This window comes from Nonomuraea phyllanthi (assembly GCF_006334985.2).
Lineage (GTDB): Bacteria > Actinomycetota > Actinomycetes > Streptosporangiales > Streptosporangiaceae > Nonomuraea > Nonomuraea phyllanthi.
Genome location: NZ_VDLX02000011.1, coordinates 21,241 through 39,751, shown reverse-complemented (window position 1 = coordinate 39,751; position 18,511 = coordinate 21,241). Strand labels below are relative to the sequence as shown.

Genomic DNA, 18,511 nt, shown 5'->3' with positions numbered 1-18,511 from the left:
AACCTCCGGAGAGTTGTGGTGGCAGGGTGGCGCCGGCGGCGGTCACTTGAGGGAGCCGATGGTCAGGCCCGAGCGCCAGTAGCGCTGCATGGAGATCATCAGCAGCACCATCGGGACGGTGGAGACCAGCGACGCGGTGATGACCAGCCCGGTCAGGTCGTACTGGCTGTCGGTGCCGCGCTGGAGCCAGGAGTACAGGCCCAGCATCACGGGCCACTTCTCGGCGCCCTTGAGGAACACCAGCGGCCACATGAACGTGTTCCACGACGCGACGAAATGGAGCAGGAAGATCGTGGCGGCGGCGGTGGACATCAGCCGCGCGCCGATGGACAGGAAGATCCGGTACTCGCCGGCGCCGTCGATGCGCGCGGCGTCCATGAGCTCGCTCGGCACCGCGCCCTCGGCATAGACCTTGGCGAGGTAGACGGAGAACGAGCCGAACATGCCCGGCAGGATCATCGCCCAGATCGTGTCGTACAGGCCGATCCTGCTGAAGAGGAGGAAGGTGGGCACGATCAGCAGCGATCCCGGGATCAGGAACGAGCCTATGATCAGGCCCATCGTGAACCCGCGCCCGCGGTAGGAGTACTTGGCCAGCCCGTATCCGGCGGCCAGCGCGACGACGGTCAGGCCGGACGATCCGAGGCCGGCGTAGACCACGGTGTTCCACAGCCAGCGCGTGAAGATGCCGTCCTGGTAGGTGAAGAGCGCGCCGAGGTTCTGCCACAGGTTGAAGTCGGCGAACCAGAGCCCGCTCGTCGAGTACAGGTCCGACCGGCTCTTGGTCGCCGCGACCAGCAGCCACCACAGCGGGACGACGGCGTACATGGCGAGCAGGACCAGCACGGTCAGGACGACCCAGCGCGAGGTTCCCCGCGCCTCGGCCACGCTCGTCTCCTGAGCACGCCCTCGCCGGCCGGCTTGGCCCCTCTTCGTGGCGGTCACGGTTCTCACGCCTGCCCCCGGCTGGTCGAGCGGTAGATGACCGCCGAGGCGACGCCGACGACGACGGCGAGGATCACCGACAGGGCGGTGGCGTAGTTGAGGTCGCCCACCTGGAACGCCTGGTTGTAGATCATCATCGCGGGGGTGAAGTCCTTGGTGATCGTCTCCGGTGTCACCGCACGGAACAGCAGCGGCTCGTTGAACAGCTGGAGGGTGCCGATGATCGACAGCAGGCTCGTCAGCACCAGCGAGCCGCGGACGAACGGCACCTTGATCGACACCGCGATGCGCAGCTCGCCGGCGCCGTCCAGCCGCGCCGCCTCGAAGATCTCGTGGGGGACGGACTGCAGCGCCCCGTTCAGGATGAGCATGTTGAAGCCGAGCGCTCCCCACAGGGCCATGTTGCCGATCGAGACCCAGACGAGGTCACCGGAGTAGAAGTTCAGCTCCAGCCCGAAGATCCGGAACAAGTCGCTCAGAGGCCCGACGGCGGGGCTGTACTGGAACAGCCAGATCAGCGTCGCGATGATCCCGGGAACCATGTACGGCAGGAGGAGCACGACGCGGAACCGTGCCGCGGTCCGTCTGCGGGCGGCGTCGAGCAGCAGCGCGCACGCCAGACTCAGCAGCTGGGTCAGCGGCACGGCGACGAGGGCGTACACGAGGACGCGCAGCATGCCGCCCCAGAAGACGGGGTCCTGGAATCCCTTGGCGAAGTTGTCCAGGCCGACGAACGTCACGGTCTGCCCGCCGAACCCGAGGCCGCCTGTGGACCTGGTCGCGAACACGCTCTCGCGCAGCGCCATGACCACGGGCACCATGACGAACAGGGCGAAGCCCACCAGGAACGGGAACGTCAGGGACGCGCCCTTCAGCGCCTGCACGGTGCGCCGGCGCCGCAGACGGGGCGTGCGAGGGGAGCCTGCGGCGCCCTTTCCCATCGCACGACCAGCCCCTGGTCCGGCTGACGTGGTCGTCGGCATCGGTGTCCTCCCCTCGCGGCGTGTCACGCCGGTCAGCTGCCGAGCGTGTAGGAGATGCCCTTGCCGTCCAGGTCTGCGGCGACGAACTTCTGCACCGCCCGCAGCGCCTCCTCGAAGGTCTGCTCACCGGCCACGGCCTTGCCCCACTGGTCCTGCAGCTCGGGGAACCACGCGTCGTAGTCCGGGCCCAGCTCGAACTTGCCGATGACGTGCGCCTGGGCGTCCACGATCACCTTGGCGGCCTGGGCCTCGTCGGCGAAGAAGCCGTCCGGGACGACATCGGCCACGTACGCTGACGGATCGGGGATCTGGGTCGGGAAGCCGACGGCGCCGGTCTCCTTGTTCCGGCCGGCCTCGATGCCCTCCTTGGACGCCAGCCAGTCGACGTACGTCATCACCGCTTCGGGGTTCTCGCAGCCCACGGGCACGAACGCCGGCTGCGTGCGACCCGGGGTGACGGGCTGGGCGGCGCCCTCGAACTGCGGGATCGCCGTCGCCGCCCAGTCGCCGGCGGACTTCTTCATGTTCGTCTGGTAGCCGCCGAGGGACCACCACTGGGTGGTGGTCGAGGCCATGTTCCCGGAGTCGAAGTAGGTGTACAGCGCGGGCTTGTCCTGGTAGGTCTGGTTGGACACCAGGTCGTTGTCGGCGAGCTCCTGCATGATGCGGGCGGCCTTGAGGGTGCCCTCGTCGAGGAAGTTCACCACCCACCTGTCACCGTCGATCGCGAACCACTCGGCGCCGGCCTGCTGGGCGAGGTTCATCAGCGTGCTGGGGTCCTCGCCGGCCAGGTTGGCGATGTCGACGCCCTGCTTCTTGAGCGCCTTGCCGGTCTCGACGAACTCCTCCCAGGTCGTGGGGACCTCGAGCCCGGCCTTCTTGAACGTGGCCGTGTTGTAGATCAGGAACTGCCCGTCCGAGCCGGACGGCACGCCGTAGTAGCTGCCGTTGACCTGGGCCGCTGCCAGAGCCCCCTTGCTGTACAGGCTCTCGGACGGCTTCACGGCCTTGGTGATGTCCTGCGCCCAGCCGTTGACCACCATCGTCGTCAGCGGCCCGAAGCCCTGCACGAGGCACGGGACGCCGGAGCCGGCCGCGAACGCGTTCTGGAAGTTGGTCTGCGTGGCGGTGTTGCTGGCCTGCAGCACGTATGTGACCTTCACCTCGCCCTGCGCGGCGTTGAACGCCTCGGCGATCTGCCGGCCGGTCTCCGCGTTCCATCCCCAGACCTCGATGGTCACCGGGCCTTCCGGCTCGGGATTCGTGGCCGTCCCGCCGCCGGAGCAGGCGGTCAGGACCACGGTCGCCACGGCGGCGACCCCTGTCGTCACCCAGCGGGTGCGGTCGATCCTCATCGGCTCTCACTTTCGGGACGGCCTGTGCACGGCTTCCCGGATCCTCGCGTCGGGAAATCGTTATCACCAGGCGTGGACACCTCACCGGGCGCTCCGGCGAGGGATCGTTCTGAGATCCCGCACCAACCGGCTCACCTCTGAGCCTGCTCGGGATATCGTTATCCTACACACGCCACAGGTCATGACAAGGGCCCATCTTCGACCCGCTGTCCCCGGCGGATCGGCTGTCGCACTCGGAGGGGAAAACGATGATCCGGCGGGTGCAGCGCATATCCTCGGTGCATGACCAGGCAGAAGGGGTACCGCGCGCCGGTTCTGGCCGATGTCGCGCGCGCGGCCGGGGTGTCGGTGCCGACCGTCTCGCGTGTCCTCAACGGGACCAGGTACGTCGCTCCCGAGCTCGCCGGCCGCGTCCACGAGGCGATCGAGCAGCTCGGCTACCGTCCGAACGGCGCCGCGCGCTCGATGCGCTCCGGCCGGCGCACCCTCGTCTCGGTGCTCGCCGGAGCGACCGCCAACTACGGCTACGCGCGTACCCTCCAGGGCATCGAGACCGCGGCCCGCAAGGCGGGGATGTCGGTGACGATCACCGTCGTGGAGTCCGGAGAGGACGACGACGTCAAGCGCGCCGTCGATCTCGCGCTCGCCCAGCCGACCGCCGGGGCGATCGTCCTGGAGTTCGATCGCGCCGGGATCAACGCCCGCCGCATGCTCCCCGACGGGCTCCCCGTGGTCGTGGCGGGCGGCGGCTCGCGCCGGACCGGCGGAGTCCCCGCCGCGCTCATCGACGAGCGCACGGCCGCGCGGAAGGCCACCGAGTACCTGCTCCGGCTCGGGCACCGGACCGTCCACCACATCGCGGGCCCGACCGCGGGCAAGCACTCCGGGCGCACCGACGGCTGGCGCGCCGCCCTGGCCGACGCGGGGATCCCCGTCCCCCCGGTGATGAACGCCGAGTGGGACGCCGCCTCCGGATTCCGCTGGGGCGAGCGGATCGCCGGCCGCGACGACGTGACCGCCGTCCTGTGCGGCAACGACGAGATCGCCATCGGCCTCATGCGCGCACTGACCGACCGCGGGGTGCGCGTGCCCCGTGACATCTCTGTCATCGGGTTCGACGACCAGCCGCTGGTCGCCATGTGGCAGCCGTCGCTCACCACCGTCGATCAGGACTTCGAGGACCTCGGCGAGCGGGCCTTCACCATTCTCGGACAGCTCCTCGACGGCGACCTGGCCGAGACCCCGAGCGTCGTGGTGCCCCAGCTCGTGGTGCGGGAGTCGACCGCTCCGCCCCGAGAGTGATGCGACGATCCACAACCCGCTGCCTGCCGGCCGGTGCCCGGGCCCGGCCACCGCACGATCAGCGCGCATCCGGCACCGCCTCGCTTCGAGGTCACTTCAGACTGCCCAGGGTGACGCCCGACTGCCAGTAGCGGCGCATCGCGATCATGAAGACGGCGAGCGGAATGATGGCGAGCAGGGATCCGGTGAGCACGAGGGCGGTCAGGTCGGTCTCGGCCTCGGTGCGCTGCAGGTTCCACGCGTACAGGCCGAGGCTGAGCGGCCACTTGTCCTCACCGCGCAGCATGGTGAGCGGCAGGTAGAAGCCGTTCCAGTTGCCGACGAAGGCGAGCAGGAACACGGTGGCCGCGCCGGTCTTCATCAGCCGGGTGACGATCTGGAAGAAGATCCGCAGCTCGCCCGCCCCGTCCACCCTGGCGGCCTCCAGCAGTTCGGGAGGTACGGCGCCGTCGACGTACACCTTGGCCAGGTAGACGGAGAACGGGCTGATGAAGGCGGGCAGCAGCACCGCCCACACCGTGTCGACCAGGCCGAGCTTGGCGAACAGCAGGTAGAGCGGCATGGTCAGCATGGCGCTGGGGATCAGGAACGAGCCGATCACCAGGGCCAGCCCCGTGCCGCGGCCGCGAAAGGTGAAGCGGGACAGCGAGTAGCCGGCGGCCAGCGAGATGAGCGTGCACACGGCGGCTCCTCCGCCGGCGTACAGGAAGGAGTTGAGCACCCAGCGCACGAAGATGCCGTCGCCGTAGGTGAAGACCTGTTCCAGGTTACGGACCAGGTTGAACTCGCCGAACCACAGACCGTTGGTGTAGAGCATGTCGGACTGGGACTTGGTGGCCGAGACGATCAGCCACCAGACGGGCGCGATCGAGTAGAGCGCGAACAGGCCGAGGCCGCCCAGGACGAGCGCCTGCGAGGTGCGTGACTGGGTGGCGCCGACGGGCAGCCCGTCCAGCGTGCGTACCGATGCGACTGCGCTCATGGTTACTGGGCCCTGTTCGTGACGCGGTAGAAGAGCATGGAGATGACGCCGACGATGACGGCCAGGATGATCGACAGGGCGGCGGCGTAGTTGTAGTCGTTGCTGTCGAACGCCTCGTAGTAGATCATCATGATCGGGGTGAAGTCCTTGGTGACGACCTCGGGCACGACGTTGCGGAACAGCAGCGGCTCGTTGAAGATCTGCAGAGTGTGGATGATCGACAACATGCCGGTCAGCACGAGCGCGCTCCGCACGTACGGGATCTTGATGGACAGCGCGATGCGCAGCTCGGAGGCGCCGTCCATGCGGGCGGCCTCGAAGATCTCGCGCGGCACCGCCTGCAACGCGCCGTAGACGATGAGCATGTTGAAGCCGGCGCCCACCCAGGTGAGCAGGTTGCCCATGGACACCCAGACCAGCTCGGAAGCGAAGAAGTCGATCCCGGTCAGGTCGGTGAGCGGGCCGAGGCGGGGGCTGTAGATGTACATCCACATGAGCGCCGCGACGATGCCGGGGATCATGTACGGCACCAGGAACGCCAGCCGGTAGCGGTGCGCCACCCGCTTGGTGACGGAGTCCAGCAGCAGCGCCATGGCGAGTGACAGCGCGAGCATGACGGGGATCTGCACCACCGCGAAGGCGCTCACCCGGGCCACGGCCGCCCAGAAGGTGGAGTCGGACAGGCCGCGGGCGAAGTTGCCGAACCCGGTGAAGACCTCCTGGCGGGGCCCGATGCCGAGCCCGGAGCTGCGCATGGTGAACAGGCTCTGGTAGACGGCGTACAGCAGCGGAATGACGAACAGGCAGGCGAAGCCGATGAAGAACGGCGCGGAGAAGGCCGCGCCCTTGCGTTGCGTGACAGTAGACATGTGCGGGTTCCCTCATCAGGCGCGCGGGAGGCCCGTTCCCGGCCTCCCGCGCGGCGATCACTCGACGACCTTGATGCCCTTCTGCTTCAGGTCGGCGACCGTCCACTGCTGCATGTGGGTCAGCACGTCCTCGACCTTCATCTCGCCGTTCATGGCCTTGCCCCACTTGTCGGCCAGTTCCTCGTACATGGCGGTGGAGTTGGGCCCGTAGATCCAGCCCGAGGCGAAGTTGTCCGAGTCGGCGATGATCTTCTTGCCCGCCTCGGCATGCTCGCCCCACAGCTGCTTGGGCACCACGGCGTCCAGGTACGGGGCGGGGTCGGCGACGGCCGGGTACCAGCCGGAGCCGGCCACCGGGTCGGCCATGGCCGCGACCGGAGCGCTCTCGGTGGCCAGCCAGATCGCGGCCTGCGCCGCCTTGGCGGGGTCCTTGCACAGCGACGGCACCGACAGCGCGCCCGTGTCGGCGGCCGAGACGGGCTCGCTCTGGCCCTTGACCAGCAGGTTCGGGCCCGCCTCCCATTTGCCGAGCGAGTCCTTCATGTTGCGCTGGTGGCCGGCGAGCTGCCAGGTGGACACCTGCCGCATGGCGATCTTCCCCTGGTCGTACTGCTGCATCATGGCCGCGTACTCGGCGTAGGAGATCTTCTCGACCAGGTCGTCGTCGAGCAGCTGCTGCATGATGCCGGCCGACCACTTCGACGCCTCGTCGGTGAAGTCGATCTTCCAGGCGTCGCCCTGCACCGTGTACCAGCGGGCGCCGGCCTGCCAGGCCAGGCCCATCAGGGTCGAGGGGTCCTCGCCGGCCAGGTTGAAGACGGCGATGCCGTCCTTCTTCAGGTGCTTGTTGCCGATCTCGATGAGCTCCTCCCACGTCGTGGGGTACTTCAGCCCGCGCTTGTCGAAGATCGGCTTGTAGTACATGCTGAACAGCGGGTCCCGCTTGTCCGGTACGCCGTAGGTGATCCCGGCCAGGGTGAGCTCCTCGACCGCGCCCGCGGAGAACCTGGCGGCGCCACCCTTCACGTCCTGGGTGATGTCCTTGATCACGCCCTCGGCCAGGAGCTGGCCGCCGTTGCGGTTGTCGGTCTGCACGACGCACGGCATCGTCGCATTGTCGCCGGCCTTGTGCGCGTTGCGCAGGTTCTTGACCAGGTCGGCGGCGGGGACCTTGACGTAGTTGAGCTGCACGTCCTGATGAGCGGCGTTGAAGGCGGCGACCGCGGCCTCCGCGCCCTGCTTGTCGGTCCAGTAGTCCAGCGTGACCGGCCCCGTCGCCGCCTGCCCGACCGGTGGGGACGACGCCGCGGGGTCACCACCGCACGCGGCCAGGGAGAGGACCCCGGCCAGGGCGAGCCATCGCAGACTTTTCATTGCGTTTCTCCTCGGGGGGTTGGTTCTTCGAGGGGGTTTGTGAGCGCGAACATCACAGCGCCGGGTAGGCGATGTCGTGGAAGGTGGCCTGGCAGCCTTCGCCGGCCAGGTCCTGCACCCAGAGGCCGACGAACGCGGCGGTGAAGCGGTGGAACAGGCCGTTCGCGTAGGTGAGGTCGGGCGCCCAGACGCCGCCCGAGTCGGGCACGCCCGACAGGTCGAGCAGCCGGCGCTCGGTGAGGATGCCGCCCAGGGGACGCCAGTGGACCAGGTCGCACGAGTGGTGCACGCGTACGCCGGGGTACCACTCGAAGGTCGAGGTGGCCAGGTGGTAGCCGTCGCCGACCCGCAGGACGGACGGGTCCGGATGGAAGCCGGGCAGGACCGGATCGCGGATCATCCCCTGGACCTCGTGAGCATGCCGCAGCAGGCCGGCGCGGACGTCAGAGGCGCGGCAGCCGGTGTAGCCGTCCGTCTCATTCTGCCTCCCGTCATAGAAACCGATCGCTGCGAACGCTACGACGGAGGAGACGCCGACCACAAGGACACGTTACGTATAAGTTACATACGACGCCTTGTACTGCTGAGACCTCCTTGTTGGCGTCCAGTTGACCGGTCTCGGGTGCCGCTCCTACCGTAGGTACCGGTTTCTATCCTGTTGCTTCGTCCGGAGGTCACGCCTGTGCCATCCCGCCCCAAGGTGCTCTTCGCCATGCGCGCGGAACACCTTGCGATGCTCTTTCCAGCGCCGCTCATCCAGCGGCTGCGGAGGATCGCCGACATCGATGTGTCCCTGGTCGCCGAACGCTTCGACGACCCGCGACCGGCCCAGGTGCTCCCCGGCGTGGACGTCCTCATCACCGGCTGGGGCTGCCCGCCGCTCGACGAGGCCCTGCTGTCGGCCGCGCCGAGGCTGCGGGCTGTCCTGCACGCGGCGGGCTCGGTGAAAAGCCTGGTCACGCCCGCCCTGCTGGAGCGGAATGTGCTCATCTCCTCGGCCGCCGACGCCAACGCCGTCCCGGTGGCCGAGTACTCCGTCTCGGCCATCCTCCTGGCCGGCAAGGGGGTGTTCGGACTACGCGACCGCTACCTGCGGGAGCGGACCTTCACGCTGGGCAGGATCTGGCCGGCCGTGGGCAACTACGGCAGGCGGGTGGGCATCGTCGGCGCCTCCCGCATCGGGCGCCGGGTCATCGAACTGCTCGCGGCGCACGACCTTGACGTGTGCGTGTACGACCCGTACACGAAGGTCGAAGGCGTCCCGCAGGTGGAGCTCGAGCACCTGCTGAGGACCTGCGACATCGTCAGCCTGCACGCGCCCGCCACCGACGAGACCAGGCACCTGCTGGACGCCCGGCGGCTGGCTCTGATGCCGGACGGCGCGGTCCTGATCAACACCGCCAGAGGATCGCTGGTGGACACCGGCGCGCTGGTGAAGGAGCTGCGGTCCGGAAGACTCTCCGCCGTGCTCGACGTGACGGAGCCCGAGCCGCTGCCGCCCGACTCGCCCCTGTTCGACCTGCCGAACGCGTTCCTGACGCCGCACATCGCCGGCTCTCACGGCAACGAGCTGTCCCGGATGGGAGGCGTCGTGCTCGACGAGCTGGAGCGGCTGGCCGGCGGCCTCCCGCTCGCCCATCAGGTGGCGCACGACGATCTCGACCGGGTGGCCTGACATGGAGATCCGTGCTGCAGGCGATTCCGCGGCCTTCGCCCTGGCCGCCGACCATGAGCAGGCGCCGGCCACCGACCATGAGCAGGCGCCGGACGCGCCGGGCTGCCCGGAGGCCGCTTCGGGACGACGACACGCTGCCAGTGATCTTCAACGACTTCATGACCGCCTGATGGGAGATCTCACCACCTGATGGGAGATCCCACCACCGAACGGCTCCGCCCGCTGATCGGCAGCGTACCCACCAACGCCGTGCTCGGCCGCATCCACCTCGACAGCTGCCTCGACCCGCTCGATCCCGGGCGATCGGCCCTGGTCGCGCGGGCGGCGGGCATCCACAAGGGTTACCGGAGCGACCTGGCCCGGGACGTACCCCGATGGCCTCCGGGTCTGCCGCGCCGGGATGCGGGGCAGATCGCGCTGGCCGTAGACTGCGGTGAGGTCGCGTACCTCGCGGTATGGCGCAGGGGCTCCCCCTCGGACATGATCGACCTGCCCTGGCCGGCGGGTCATGATCTCACCCCGCTGGTGCCGCCGGAGGCGGCGCAGGTCCGCTGGGAGGCCGGAGCCATTCACGTCCGGTCGCGCGAACCCCGATCAGCAGCACTGCTCCGCCCGTCGAAGACCGTGGAAGGCCGGCCTTGTCGCGAAACCTGAGCCCCAAGGGCCCGAACACCGGCGACGAGCGTGTCACCGTCCGCGACGTCGCCGCCCGAGCCGGCGTGTCGGCCACCACGGTCTCGCGCGTCATCAAGGGCGACTACCCGGTGGCCCAGGCGACCCGCACGCGGGTCCTGCGCGCGATGCGCGAGCTCGACTACGTGCTCAACGTGCACGCGCGGGCCCTGTCAGGAGCGAGCACCCAGATGGTGGCGTTCGTGCTCGACGATGTCACAGGACCGTCCTTCGCCTACGTCGCCAAGGGCGTCGAACAGCAGGCCACGACCGAGGGGCGGCTGTGCATGGTGTGCACCACCCACGGCGATCCGGCCCGCGAGCTGGCTGTCGTGGAGGCCATGCGCGAGCAGCGCGCCGACGCGGTCATCCTGGTCGGCGGCGGCTCGCTCGACGACGCCTACGTGGAGCGGATGACGCACTTCGCCCATGCCCTCGACAAGGCCGGATCACGGCTGGTCCTGTGCGGCCGTCCGCCGCTGGGCGCCGACGTGCCGACAACCGTCGTCGAGTACGACAACGAGGGCGGTGCCTACGCCATGACCAGCCATCTGCTGTCGCAGGGCCACCGCCGCATTGCCCTGATCGGGGCCTCCGCCGACGACCTGAGCACCACCAAAGCCGACCGCGGCCGTGGGTTCGTCCGCGCGCACCAAGCGTTCGGCGTGCCGTTCGACCCCGATCTGGTCGTCCCCGCCGGGTTCGACCGCAACGACGGCTACGACGCCGCCCGCCGGTTGCTGGCGCTGGGCGCCGAGTTCACCGCGGTGTTCGCCGCGACCGACATGGTGGCCATCGGCGTGCTGGCCGCACTGCGGGAAGCGGGGTTGCGCGTGCCCGACGACGTGTCCCTCGCCGGCTACGACGACATCCCCTTCGCCGCGGACCTGTCTCCCGGCCTGACCACGGTGCGCATCCCCACCGAGGAACTGGGCCGTACGGCGGTACGGCTGGCTCTCAACCGGCACGAGCGCCAGCACGTCGTCCTCGGCACCCACATCGTCGTCCGCGACTCCGTACGCCCGCCCGCCCGTTCAAGGTGATGTGACCTTCACCTTGGCGTGAACAGTTCCGAATGGAGTGGGCCAAGGGTCCAGCGCCGCCGTGTCAGATCGGCGTGCCGGCGCAGCAGCCTGCCCGGCGTCACGAACAACCGCCGACGACGCCGAACCTCAGGTCAACCCCGGCGGCCGAGTTTCGGGCACCCACAGGGTGGAGTCCTCTTCACGCCCGCGTCCGGTGAACGTTCTCCGATCCCTGAAACCTCGGCTCACGAAAGGTCGAAGACGAGACCGGACGTGGCGATCACGAAAGGTCGAAGACGAGACCGGACGTGGCGATGCCGATCTCGCCGTCGTATCCGGCCCCGGCGGCGGCCAGCGCGGCTCGGGTGTCCGTGCCCGGCTGCAGGTGCGTCAGTAGCAGGTGCCGGGCATCGGCTTCCAGGGCCTGCCGGCCTGCCTGACGGGCGCTCGCCAGGTAACGCCGGGAGTCCTCCGGCACCCGGTCCACATAGGTGGCCTCGGCCAGGAGCAGGTCAGCGCCACGCGCCAGTTCCACCCTGTCGGGGCTCGGGCCGCTGTCGCCGGTGTACGCGAGCACCCGTCCGCCCGCTGTCAGCCGTACGCCGGCATTGGGCACCGAGTGCGGCAGCAGACGAGTCTGCGCGCGGAACGGGCCGATGTCGAATCTGCCGCCGGCGGTGAGCTCGTGCAGGACATAGGCGTCGGCCAGCAGCCCTGGGCGGTCGAGCGCGAGCACCGCCTCCAGGGCGCCTGGCAGCGAGTACACCGGCAACGGCGCCGGCGGGTCATCACGCATGGTGCGCGCCCGCAGCAGCGGGCTCAGGTCGGCGCAGTGGTCGGGATGTCCGTGGCTGATGAACACCGCATCGATCCGATCGGCGCCGACCCGTTCCAGCAGCCGCGGCACCGTCGCGTATCCCAGGTCGACGAGCAGCCTGAACCCGTCGTGCTCCACGAGGTAACCGCTGCAGGCCTGGCCCGCCGCCGGCCACGCACCGCATCCGCCAAGGATCGTCAGCAGCATCCGTGACCCCTAACGGATCGTTTCGGCGGCCGACACGAAGTCGCGGTCCGCCGCGAGGCGCTGGGACGCATCACAGAGCCACCCCTTTCCCCATGGTTGTTGGACACCTTATTATCCCAAGGTGTCTTTGGAAAATCGGGATGACCTTGTTCCCCTGCGCGCCCTCGCCAACCCGCTGCGAATCCGCATCGTGTCGCTGCTCACCGGCGCGTCGATGTCGGCCACCGAGGTCGCCGACGAACTCGGCATCGCGCACGCCTCGGCCAGCTACCACCTGCGCCAGCTGGCCAGAGCGGGCTTCCTCCAGCAGACGGACGAGCAGCAGCCGGACGAGCGCCAGACGGACGAGCGACCGCGGGCGGGCAAGGGCCGCCCGCAACTGCGCTACCGGTACGACCCGTCCAGCGGACAGCGCCTCGACCGGTCCGAGGGACGGCAACTCCTCCACCAGGCGATGAGCACCGACCTGGCCAGGCGCCTGGCCGAGACCGATCGCCAGCGCACGTCCATGGACGCCGAGGTATGGCTGGCCAGGCCCGTCTGGGAGGAGATCGTCGGCCTGATCGACCAGGCCGTGGCACTCCTGCACGACAAGGCCGGGCCACCGCACGACGGCGTCAAGGTCAGCATGACCGCGCTCCTGCTCGAACTGCGTGACGAACGGTGATCGGCCGCCTGCTCGTCTGCACGGCCGGCGCGTTCCTGTCGATCGGGCTGCTCATCCCGGCGGTTCCGCGATACCTCACCGGCCCGCTGGACCAGCAGGCGGGCATGGTGGGCATCTCGCTGGCCGTCACCGCGGCGGCCGGCGTGCTCGCCCGCCCGCTGGCCGGACGGGTGGCCGACAGGGCCGGACGCCGCACGGCCCTGTGCGCGGGCGCGCTGCTGCTGTCCGGCACGTCCCTCGCGCTGCTCGCCGCCGGACAGTTACCGCTCTTCTTCGTCCTGCGCGGCGTCGCCGGCGTCGGTGAGGCGCTGGCCTACGTCGGCCTCGCCACTCTGGCCAGCGACCACCGGCGGCCCGGCGCGGCGATCAACCACTTCTCCGTCGCCGTCAACGCCGGCCTGCTCACGGGGCCCGTCATCGCCGAGACGCTGTACGCCGCGTCCGGGTTCGCCGCCGTCTGGATCACGGCCGCGGCCGCGGCACTGGGATCGGCGGCGCTCGGCCTCACCCTGCCGAAGACCATGGGCCCAGGCACGGAGAGCGCGATCCCGGATCAGGGAACCGGGCGGACCCGGCTGTACCACGCGTCCGCTCTACGACCCGGCTTCGGCTACCTGGCCTCCGTGTGGGGCTACACCGCCATCAGCGCCTTCCTGCCGCTGCACCTCGCCGCGCTCGGCGGCGGCGCCGGCGGCCTCCATTTCCTGGTCTACGGCGGCGTCCTCGTCGCCGTCCGGCTGGCCGGACATCGCCTGCTCGCCACGGCCGCCCCGGCGCGCCTGGCCGTCGCCTCCCTCCTGCTGACCGGGACGGGATCGATCCTGCTCGCCGCCTGGCCCTCGCCGGCCGGAACATGGGCCGCGATCGCGCTGATCGGCGCCGGGCAGGGCCTCGGGCTGCCCGCCTTCCTCAGGATGGCGGTGCACGGCCTGCCCGCCGGCGAGCGCGGATCCGCCGTCGCCACCACGACGGCCTTCTTCGACGTCGGATTCCTCAGCGCCGCGCTGGCCCTCGGCGCCCTCGCCGACCGGTTCGGCCTGGCCGGCGGCTTCGCCCTCGCGGGCGCCGTGTCCGCCGCCGGAGCGCTGCTGTTCCTGCCCATACGCCACAACGAACACGAAGGAGCCCCCCTTGACCATTCCCCCCGCTGACCTGTCCGGCTATGCCGACGTCGTGTTCGACGTGGCCGTGCCCCTGCTGGCGGACGACCGGGTGCTGATCAACGCCGAGATCGAGCACGCCCCGCTCGCTCGCGCCCTGGCCGAGGCCGCCTACGCCAGAGGCGCCCGCTACGCCGACATCTGGTACTTCGACCCGTACGCCAAACGATCCCGCCTCCGGCACGCCGACACCGCGAGCCTGGCCGAGGTGCCCTCGTGGCTCGACGCCCGCAACGACGAGCTGGGACGGCACGGCGGCGTCCTCGTCAACATCCGCGGCGCCGCCACCCCCGACCTCCTGGCCGGGCTGGATCCGGCACGCGTCGGACTGGACCGCATGCCGTCGCTGACCTCACGGCAGCGGCTCCAGCTCAACAACCTGGTCCGCTGGACGATCGTCCCCTACGCCACCCCCGAGTGGGCCCGTGCCGTCTTCGGCGAACCCGACCAGGCCAGGCTGTGGCGGCACCTGCGCCGCATCCTCCGTCTCGACGAGCCCGATCCGCGCGCGGCGTGGCGGCAGCGCATCGCCGAACTGCTCGATCGCGCTCGGCGGCTCACCGAGATGCGCCTGGACGCCGTGCGGTTCGAGGGCCCCGGCACCGACCTGACCATCGGCCTGCTCCCGGACGCCCACTGGACCGCCGCCCGCCTGGAGGACGTCAAGGGCCGCCCGTTCCAGGCCAACCTGCCGACCGAGGAGGTGTTCACCACCCCCGACTACCGGCGCGTCGACGGCACGGTCCGCGCCACCCGGCCGCTGTCCCTCGACGGCACCGTCATCCGCGACCTGGAGCTGACCTTCGCCGATGGCGTCGTGACCGGTGTCAGGGCGAGCGCCGGAGCCGACGTCGTACGCGCGCACCAGGCCACCGACGCGGGAGCTGCCCGGCTGGGCGAGCTCGCTCTGGTCGACCGTTCCTCGCGGGTGGGCGAAAGCGGCGTCACCTACCTGGAGACCCTTCTGGATGAGAACGCCACCTGCCACCTGGCCTGGGGCGCCGGGCTGCCTCCGGGCGTGCCCGCCCACCTGCGCACGGACGATCCCGCACGGCTGGACGCGGCGGGCGTGAACACCTCGCGCGTGCACGTCGACTTCATGGTCGGCGGCCCGGACGTCACGGTCACCGGGCTGGGGCCCGGCGGGAAGGTGGTGCTCCTGCGCAACGACGCCTGGGAGTTCTGACACGCTGCCACAGTTGTCGAAGTGGCCGGAGCCCCTGCCGCGGCCGCCGGCTTGGTGATCACGATGGGTGCTTCCTCGTTCTGATGGCACGGACGATGAGCGGGAACCCGGCCAGGGCGGGGAGCACCCAGAAGGTCCAGGCCGGCAGGTGCTCCCAGAGCGGCAGGTACGGGCCGTTGTCGACGTAGAACGCGGTCAGCAGCACGACGTACGACACCCCCATGGCGGCGATGTGCACCCGATCGCGCTGTCGCCCGCGCCGGTCGAGGTATCCGATGCACGCGGCCGCGACGGCCAGCACGCCCAGAACGAACAGGTGGGCGTTCTCCCGCCACCGGATCGCCGACATCACACTCATCGTGGCGAAGACGACCGCCAGCCCCCAGAGGTAGGCCCGGCCGTAACGCCGGTGCCTGGCACCGGTCCTGCGCGTGAGCATCGCCACGACTCCGCAGCTCACGCAGGCCAGACCGGCCACGACATGGAGGCTCAGCGCGACCAGGAAGACCGGTCCGGCGTCCGGGATCGGGATGCCGAGGACGTCCACGACGCTCCTATAGGTTGCGTTGCTACCTATAGGGACGCTACATCGGCCGTTGCCGTGCGGGAAGGCCCGATATAGCGTTACTACCTATGAGAGCCGAAGCGCTCAAAGGACACCTCGACGGGCTCCTGCTGGCCGCTCTGGAAGAGCGCCCCCGGCACGGTTACGCGGTCAAGGAAGCGCTGCGCGATACCACCGAAGGCCGCATCGACCTGCCCACCGGCACCATCTATCCGGCCCTGCACCGGCTGGAGCGCGCCGGGCTCATCGCCGGCAGCTGGTCGGTCGTCGGCGGGCGGCGCCGCCGCAGCTATGAGCTCACCGCCGCCGGCCGTACCGCGCTCAGCCGTGAACGCACCGGCTGGCAGGAGTTCGCCATCGCGATCACGGCGGCGCTGGGGACACGGCCATGGCCGGCCACGAGCTGATCTCCGCCCAGCTCGCCGTCCTGGCCGCCCGGCTGCCCGCCCAAGCGGTCGAGGAACTGGCCGACGGGCTGCAGGAATCCTACGAGCATCACCTGCGCTGCCACGGGGATTCCGAGGTGGCCGCACGGGCCGCGATCGCCCAGTTCGGTGACGCCGAGATGATCACGGCGGCGTTCGTACGCGCTTCGCCGTGGCGGCGCATGACCCTGGCGCTGCTCGCCACCGGCCCGATCATGGCCGCTGTCTGGGCGGCGGCGCTGCTCTCGGGGCACGCGTGGGACTGGCCGCTGCCCGCACCAGCCAAGATCCTTTACGGTGTCGCACTCCTGAGCGCGGCAATCATGCTCGCCTTCTCGGCGTTGACCACCCGCAACTACCGCCGGATGCGCAGAGCCGTGACCAGCGCCGCGATCGGGCTCATCCTGCTCGACCTCGTGATGATGATCGCCGTGCTCACCCTCGCGCCGACGTTGACGTGGCCGATGGCCATCGCCATCCCGGCCAGCCTGCTCCGCGTCCTCGCCGTCGGGCGAACCCTGCCCGCCGCATCGGCGGCCCAGCTGTATTGACCACGAGCTCGAGCGGCGCGGGTACCTGCTGCCGGCCAAGCTCAGCGTCCCCACTGCCGAGCCCCATAGATGTGCATCAATATAGATATGCCTCGATTAGATAAGTGTCCAAGTGGGAGGGGTCGGGTTGGAGATCTTGGAGATCTTGGAGTGCAGTCCCCCGCCGGCCCGCGAGCCGCTGGACGCCGAGCGGGCCGCCGCGGTGGCGCGGGCGTTCAAGGCGCTGGGTGATCCGGTACGGCTGCAAATCGTGTCGATCGTGGCCAGCCACGCCGGTGGCGAGGTGTGCGCGTGCGACATCACCGGCGCCTTCGAGCTGTCCCAGCCGACCATCAGCCACCACCTGAAGGTGCTCAAGGACGTCGGCCTGCTCACCAGCGAGCGGCGCGCCTCCTGGGTGTACTACCGCCTCGTCCCCGAAACCCTCGGCGACCTGTCGGCCCTGCTCACCGTACCCGCCACCGCCTGAAGAGAGGATCATGACATCCTCGCCACCCTCGGCCGCCCGGGCCGCCGTGCCCGCGCCCGGTGTGATCGGCGCCCTGCCGGTCCTCGACCGGTTCCTGCCCGTATGGATCGTCGCGGCGATGGCGGCCGGGCTGCTGCTCGGCCGGCTGGTGCCCGGCCTGAACACGGCACTGGAGGCGGTGAAGATCGGCGGGGTCTCGCTGCCGATCGCACTCGGCCTGCTGCTGATGATGTACCCGGTGCTGGCCAAGGTCCGCTACGACCGCCTGGGCACCGTCACCGGCGACCGCCGCCTGCTGATCTCCCCGCTGCTGCTCAACTGGGTGCTCGGCCCGGCCGTCATGTTCGCCCTGGCGTGGATGTTCCTGCCCGACCTGCCCGAGTACCGCACCGGCCTGATCATCGTCGGGCTCGCGCGCTGCATCGCCATGGTGCTCATCTGGAACGACCTGGCCTGCGGAAACCGGGAAGCCGCCGCCGTCCTGGTCGCGGTCAACTCCGTCTTCCAGGTGATCGCCTTCGGCGCGCTGGGCTGGTTCTACCTGCGGGTGCTGCCCGGATGGCTCGGCCTGCCGGAGTCGGCTCTGGCGGTGTCGGCCTGGGACATCGCTTTCTACGTGCTGGTCTTCCTGGGCGTCCCGCTGGCCGCCGGTTACGCCTCGCGCAAGCTGGGTGAACGCGCCCGTGGCCGCTACTGGTACGAGCAGCGCTTCCTGCCCCGCGTCGGTCCGATCGCCCTCTACGGGCTGCTGTTCACCATCGTCATCCTGTTCGCCCTGCAAGGCCACACCATCACCTCCCGGCCCGGCGACGTGGCCCGCATCGCGCTGCCGCTGCTCGCCTACTTCGCCCTCATGTGGGGCGGCGGCTTCGCCGCCGGCAAGGCGATCGGCCTGCCGTACGACAAGACCACCACGCTCGCCTTCACCGCCGCCGGCAACAACTTCGAGCTGGCCATCGCGGTCGCGGTCGGCGTCTTCGGCATCACCTCCGGCCAGGCCCTGGCCGGCGTGGTCGGCCCGCTCATCGAGGGGTCCTCACCATTGACGCGGTCGAGGCCTCGGATGTGGTCATCACCATGGGCTGCGGGGATGTCTGCCCGATCTTCCCGGGCAAGCGGTACGAGGACTGGAAACTCGACGACCCCGCCGGGCAGGACATCGAGACCGTCCGCAAGATCCGTGACGACATCCGCTCCCGGATCGAAAAGCTGATCATCCAGCTGTAGCCGCATCGATCAGAGCGGCGCGCCGTCAGATGATGCCTCGGGCGATCTCCCGGAC

The 18,511-nt window shown here is 69.9% G+C and carries 21 protein-coding genes; 12 read left to right on the top strand and 9 right to left on the bottom strand.

From position 1 onward, the window contains the following. Positions 1-42 precede the first annotated feature (42 nt). The 3 genes from FH608_RS27775 to FH608_RS27765 all read right to left on the bottom strand — a co-directional run bounded on the left by FH608_RS27775 (position 43) and on the right by FH608_RS27765 (position 3,283). Complete coding sequence (locus tag FH608_RS27775; RefSeq protein ID WP_226899973.1) at positions 43-888, bottom strand: carbohydrate ABC transporter permease; 846 nt, start codon at positions 886-888, stop codon at positions 43-45. Between the two features lie 62 nt (positions 889-950). Next, positions 951-1,886 carry a carbohydrate ABC transporter permease gene (locus FH608_RS27770; RefSeq protein ID WP_139633564.1) on the bottom strand — a complete coding sequence of 312 codons (936 nt, stop codon included), beginning with the start codon at positions 1,884-1,886 and terminating at the stop codon, positions 951-953. Positions 1,887-1,960: 74 nt separating this feature from the next. Then, entirely contained in the window at positions 1,961-3,283 is a 1,323-nt protein-coding gene (locus tag FH608_RS27765) for an ABC transporter substrate-binding protein (RefSeq protein WP_139633563.1), read from the bottom strand. Between the two features lie 282 nt (positions 3,284-3,565). Here FH608_RS27765 and FH608_RS27760 point away from each other — a divergent pair, with 282 nt between their 5' ends. Beyond that, positions 3,566-4,585, top strand: coding sequence for a LacI family DNA-binding transcriptional regulator (locus FH608_RS27760; protein WP_139633562.1), 1,020 nt, complete (start codon positions 3,566-3,568; stop codon positions 4,583-4,585). A 91-nt stretch (positions 4,586-4,676) separates the two neighbouring features. Here FH608_RS27760 and FH608_RS27755 read toward each other — a convergent pair whose 3' ends face one another. From FH608_RS27755 to FH608_RS27740, 4 genes are read right to left on the bottom strand one after another with little or no spacing between them, the layout of a single operon-like run. Then, positions 4,677-5,567: a carbohydrate ABC transporter permease gene (locus FH608_RS27755; protein WP_139633561.1), complete on the bottom strand. Its 891-nt coding sequence runs from the start codon at positions 5,565-5,567 to the stop codon at positions 4,677-4,679. A gap of 2 nt (positions 5,568-5,569) precedes the next feature. Then, complete coding sequence (locus FH608_RS27750) at positions 5,570-6,436, bottom strand: carbohydrate ABC transporter permease (protein WP_139633560.1); 867 nt, start codon at positions 6,434-6,436, stop codon at positions 5,570-5,572. A 57-nt stretch (positions 6,437-6,493) separates the two neighbouring features. Beyond that, a complete protein-coding gene (locus FH608_RS27745) occupies positions 6,494-7,810 on the bottom strand; it encodes an ABC transporter substrate-binding protein (protein WP_139633559.1) in 1,317 nt (438 codons plus the stop codon). 52 nt (positions 7,811-7,862) lie between these two features. Then, on the bottom strand, positions 7,863-8,210 hold the full coding sequence (locus FH608_RS27740; protein ID WP_317135585.1) for a family 43 glycosylhydrolase: 348 nt from the start codon (positions 8,208-8,210) through the stop codon (positions 7,863-7,865). A 333-nt stretch (positions 8,211-8,543) separates the two neighbouring features. Between FH608_RS27740 and FH608_RS27735 the strand changes: the two genes are divergently transcribed. From FH608_RS27735 to FH608_RS27720, 4 genes are read left to right on the top strand one after another with little or no spacing between them, the layout of a single operon-like run. Then, the gene (locus FH608_RS27735; RefSeq protein WP_226899972.1) at positions 8,544-9,485 is read left to right on the top strand and encodes a hydroxyacid dehydrogenase; all 942 of its coding nucleotides are present in this window, start codon (positions 8,544-8,546) and stop codon (positions 9,483-9,485) included. 1 nt (position 9,486) lies between these two features. Continuing rightward, the gene (locus FH608_RS27730) at positions 9,487-9,675 is read left to right on the top strand and encodes a hypothetical protein (RefSeq protein ID WP_139633557.1); all 189 of its coding nucleotides are present in this window, start codon (positions 9,487-9,489) and stop codon (positions 9,673-9,675) included. Beyond that, positions 9,675-10,139, top strand: coding sequence for a hypothetical protein (locus tag FH608_RS27725; RefSeq protein ID WP_139633556.1), 465 nt, complete (start codon positions 9,675-9,677; stop codon positions 10,137-10,139). The genes FH608_RS27730 and FH608_RS27725 overlap by 1 nt, the downstream gene beginning before the upstream one ends. Further along, complete coding sequence (locus tag FH608_RS27720; protein WP_226899971.1) at positions 10,124-11,200, top strand: LacI family DNA-binding transcriptional regulator; 1,077 nt, start codon at positions 10,124-10,126, stop codon at positions 11,198-11,200. Before FH608_RS27725 ends, FH608_RS27720 begins: the two co-directional genes overlap by 16 nt. A 262-nt stretch (positions 11,201-11,462) precedes the next feature. On the opposite strand, the gene FH608_RS27715 is transcribed toward FH608_RS27720, so the two are convergent. After that, positions 11,463-12,206 (bottom strand): MBL fold metallo-hydrolase, encoded by a 744-nt coding sequence (locus FH608_RS27715; protein ID WP_139633555.1) that lies wholly within the window; start codon positions 12,204-12,206, stop codon positions 11,463-11,465. A gap of 121 nt (positions 12,207-12,327) precedes the next feature. Here FH608_RS27715 and FH608_RS27710 point away from each other — a divergent pair, with 121 nt between their 5' ends. Genes FH608_RS27710 through FH608_RS27700 form a run of 3 tightly spaced genes read left to right on the top strand, consistent with a single transcriptional unit; the run spans position 12,328 to position 15,219 of the window. Next, entirely contained in the window at positions 12,328-12,873 is a 546-nt protein-coding gene (locus FH608_RS27710; RefSeq protein ID WP_226899970.1) for an ArsR/SmtB family transcription factor, read from the top strand. Then, complete coding sequence (locus FH608_RS27705; RefSeq protein ID WP_139633554.1) at positions 12,870-14,024, top strand: MFS transporter; 1,155 nt, start codon at positions 12,870-12,872, stop codon at positions 14,022-14,024. The genes FH608_RS27710 and FH608_RS27705 overlap by 4 nt, the downstream gene beginning before the upstream one ends. Next, positions 14,005-15,219: an aminopeptidase gene (locus tag FH608_RS27700; protein WP_139633553.1), complete on the top strand. Its 1,215-nt coding sequence runs from the start codon at positions 14,005-14,007 to the stop codon at positions 15,217-15,219. Before FH608_RS27705 ends, FH608_RS27700 begins: the two co-directional genes overlap by 20 nt. Before the next feature lie 58 nt (positions 15,220-15,277). Here FH608_RS27700 and FH608_RS27695 read toward each other — a convergent pair whose 3' ends face one another. After that, the gene (locus tag FH608_RS27695; RefSeq protein ID WP_139633552.1) at positions 15,278-15,766 is read right to left on the bottom strand and encodes a DUF2306 domain-containing protein; all 489 of its coding nucleotides are present in this window, start codon (positions 15,764-15,766) and stop codon (positions 15,278-15,280) included. 86 nt (positions 15,767-15,852) lie between these two features. Here FH608_RS27695 and FH608_RS27690 point away from each other — a divergent pair, with 86 nt between their 5' ends. The 4 genes from FH608_RS27690 to arsB all read left to right on the top strand — a co-directional run bounded on the left by FH608_RS27690 (position 15,853) and on the right by arsB (position 18,442). Further along, complete coding sequence (locus tag FH608_RS27690) at positions 15,853-16,191, top strand: PadR family transcriptional regulator (RefSeq protein ID WP_139633551.1); 339 nt, start codon at positions 15,853-15,855, stop codon at positions 16,189-16,191. Continuing rightward, positions 16,173-16,760, top strand: a complete 588-nt coding sequence (locus tag FH608_RS27685) for a hypothetical protein (RefSeq protein WP_139633550.1) — start codon at positions 16,173-16,175, stop codon at positions 16,758-16,760. Before FH608_RS27690 ends, FH608_RS27685 begins: the two co-directional genes overlap by 19 nt. A 127-nt stretch (positions 16,761-16,887) precedes the next feature. Further along, complete coding sequence (locus FH608_RS27680; protein ID WP_139633549.1) at positions 16,888-17,229, top strand: ArsR/SmtB family transcription factor; 342 nt, start codon at positions 16,888-16,890, stop codon at positions 17,227-17,229. A 10-nt stretch (positions 17,230-17,239) separates the two neighbouring features. Continuing rightward, on the top strand, positions 17,240-18,442 hold the full coding sequence (arsB, locus tag FH608_RS27675; protein ID WP_226899969.1) for an ACR3 family arsenite efflux transporter: 1,203 nt from the start codon (positions 17,240-17,242) through the stop codon (positions 18,440-18,442). Positions 18,443-18,511 lie beyond the last annotated feature (69 nt).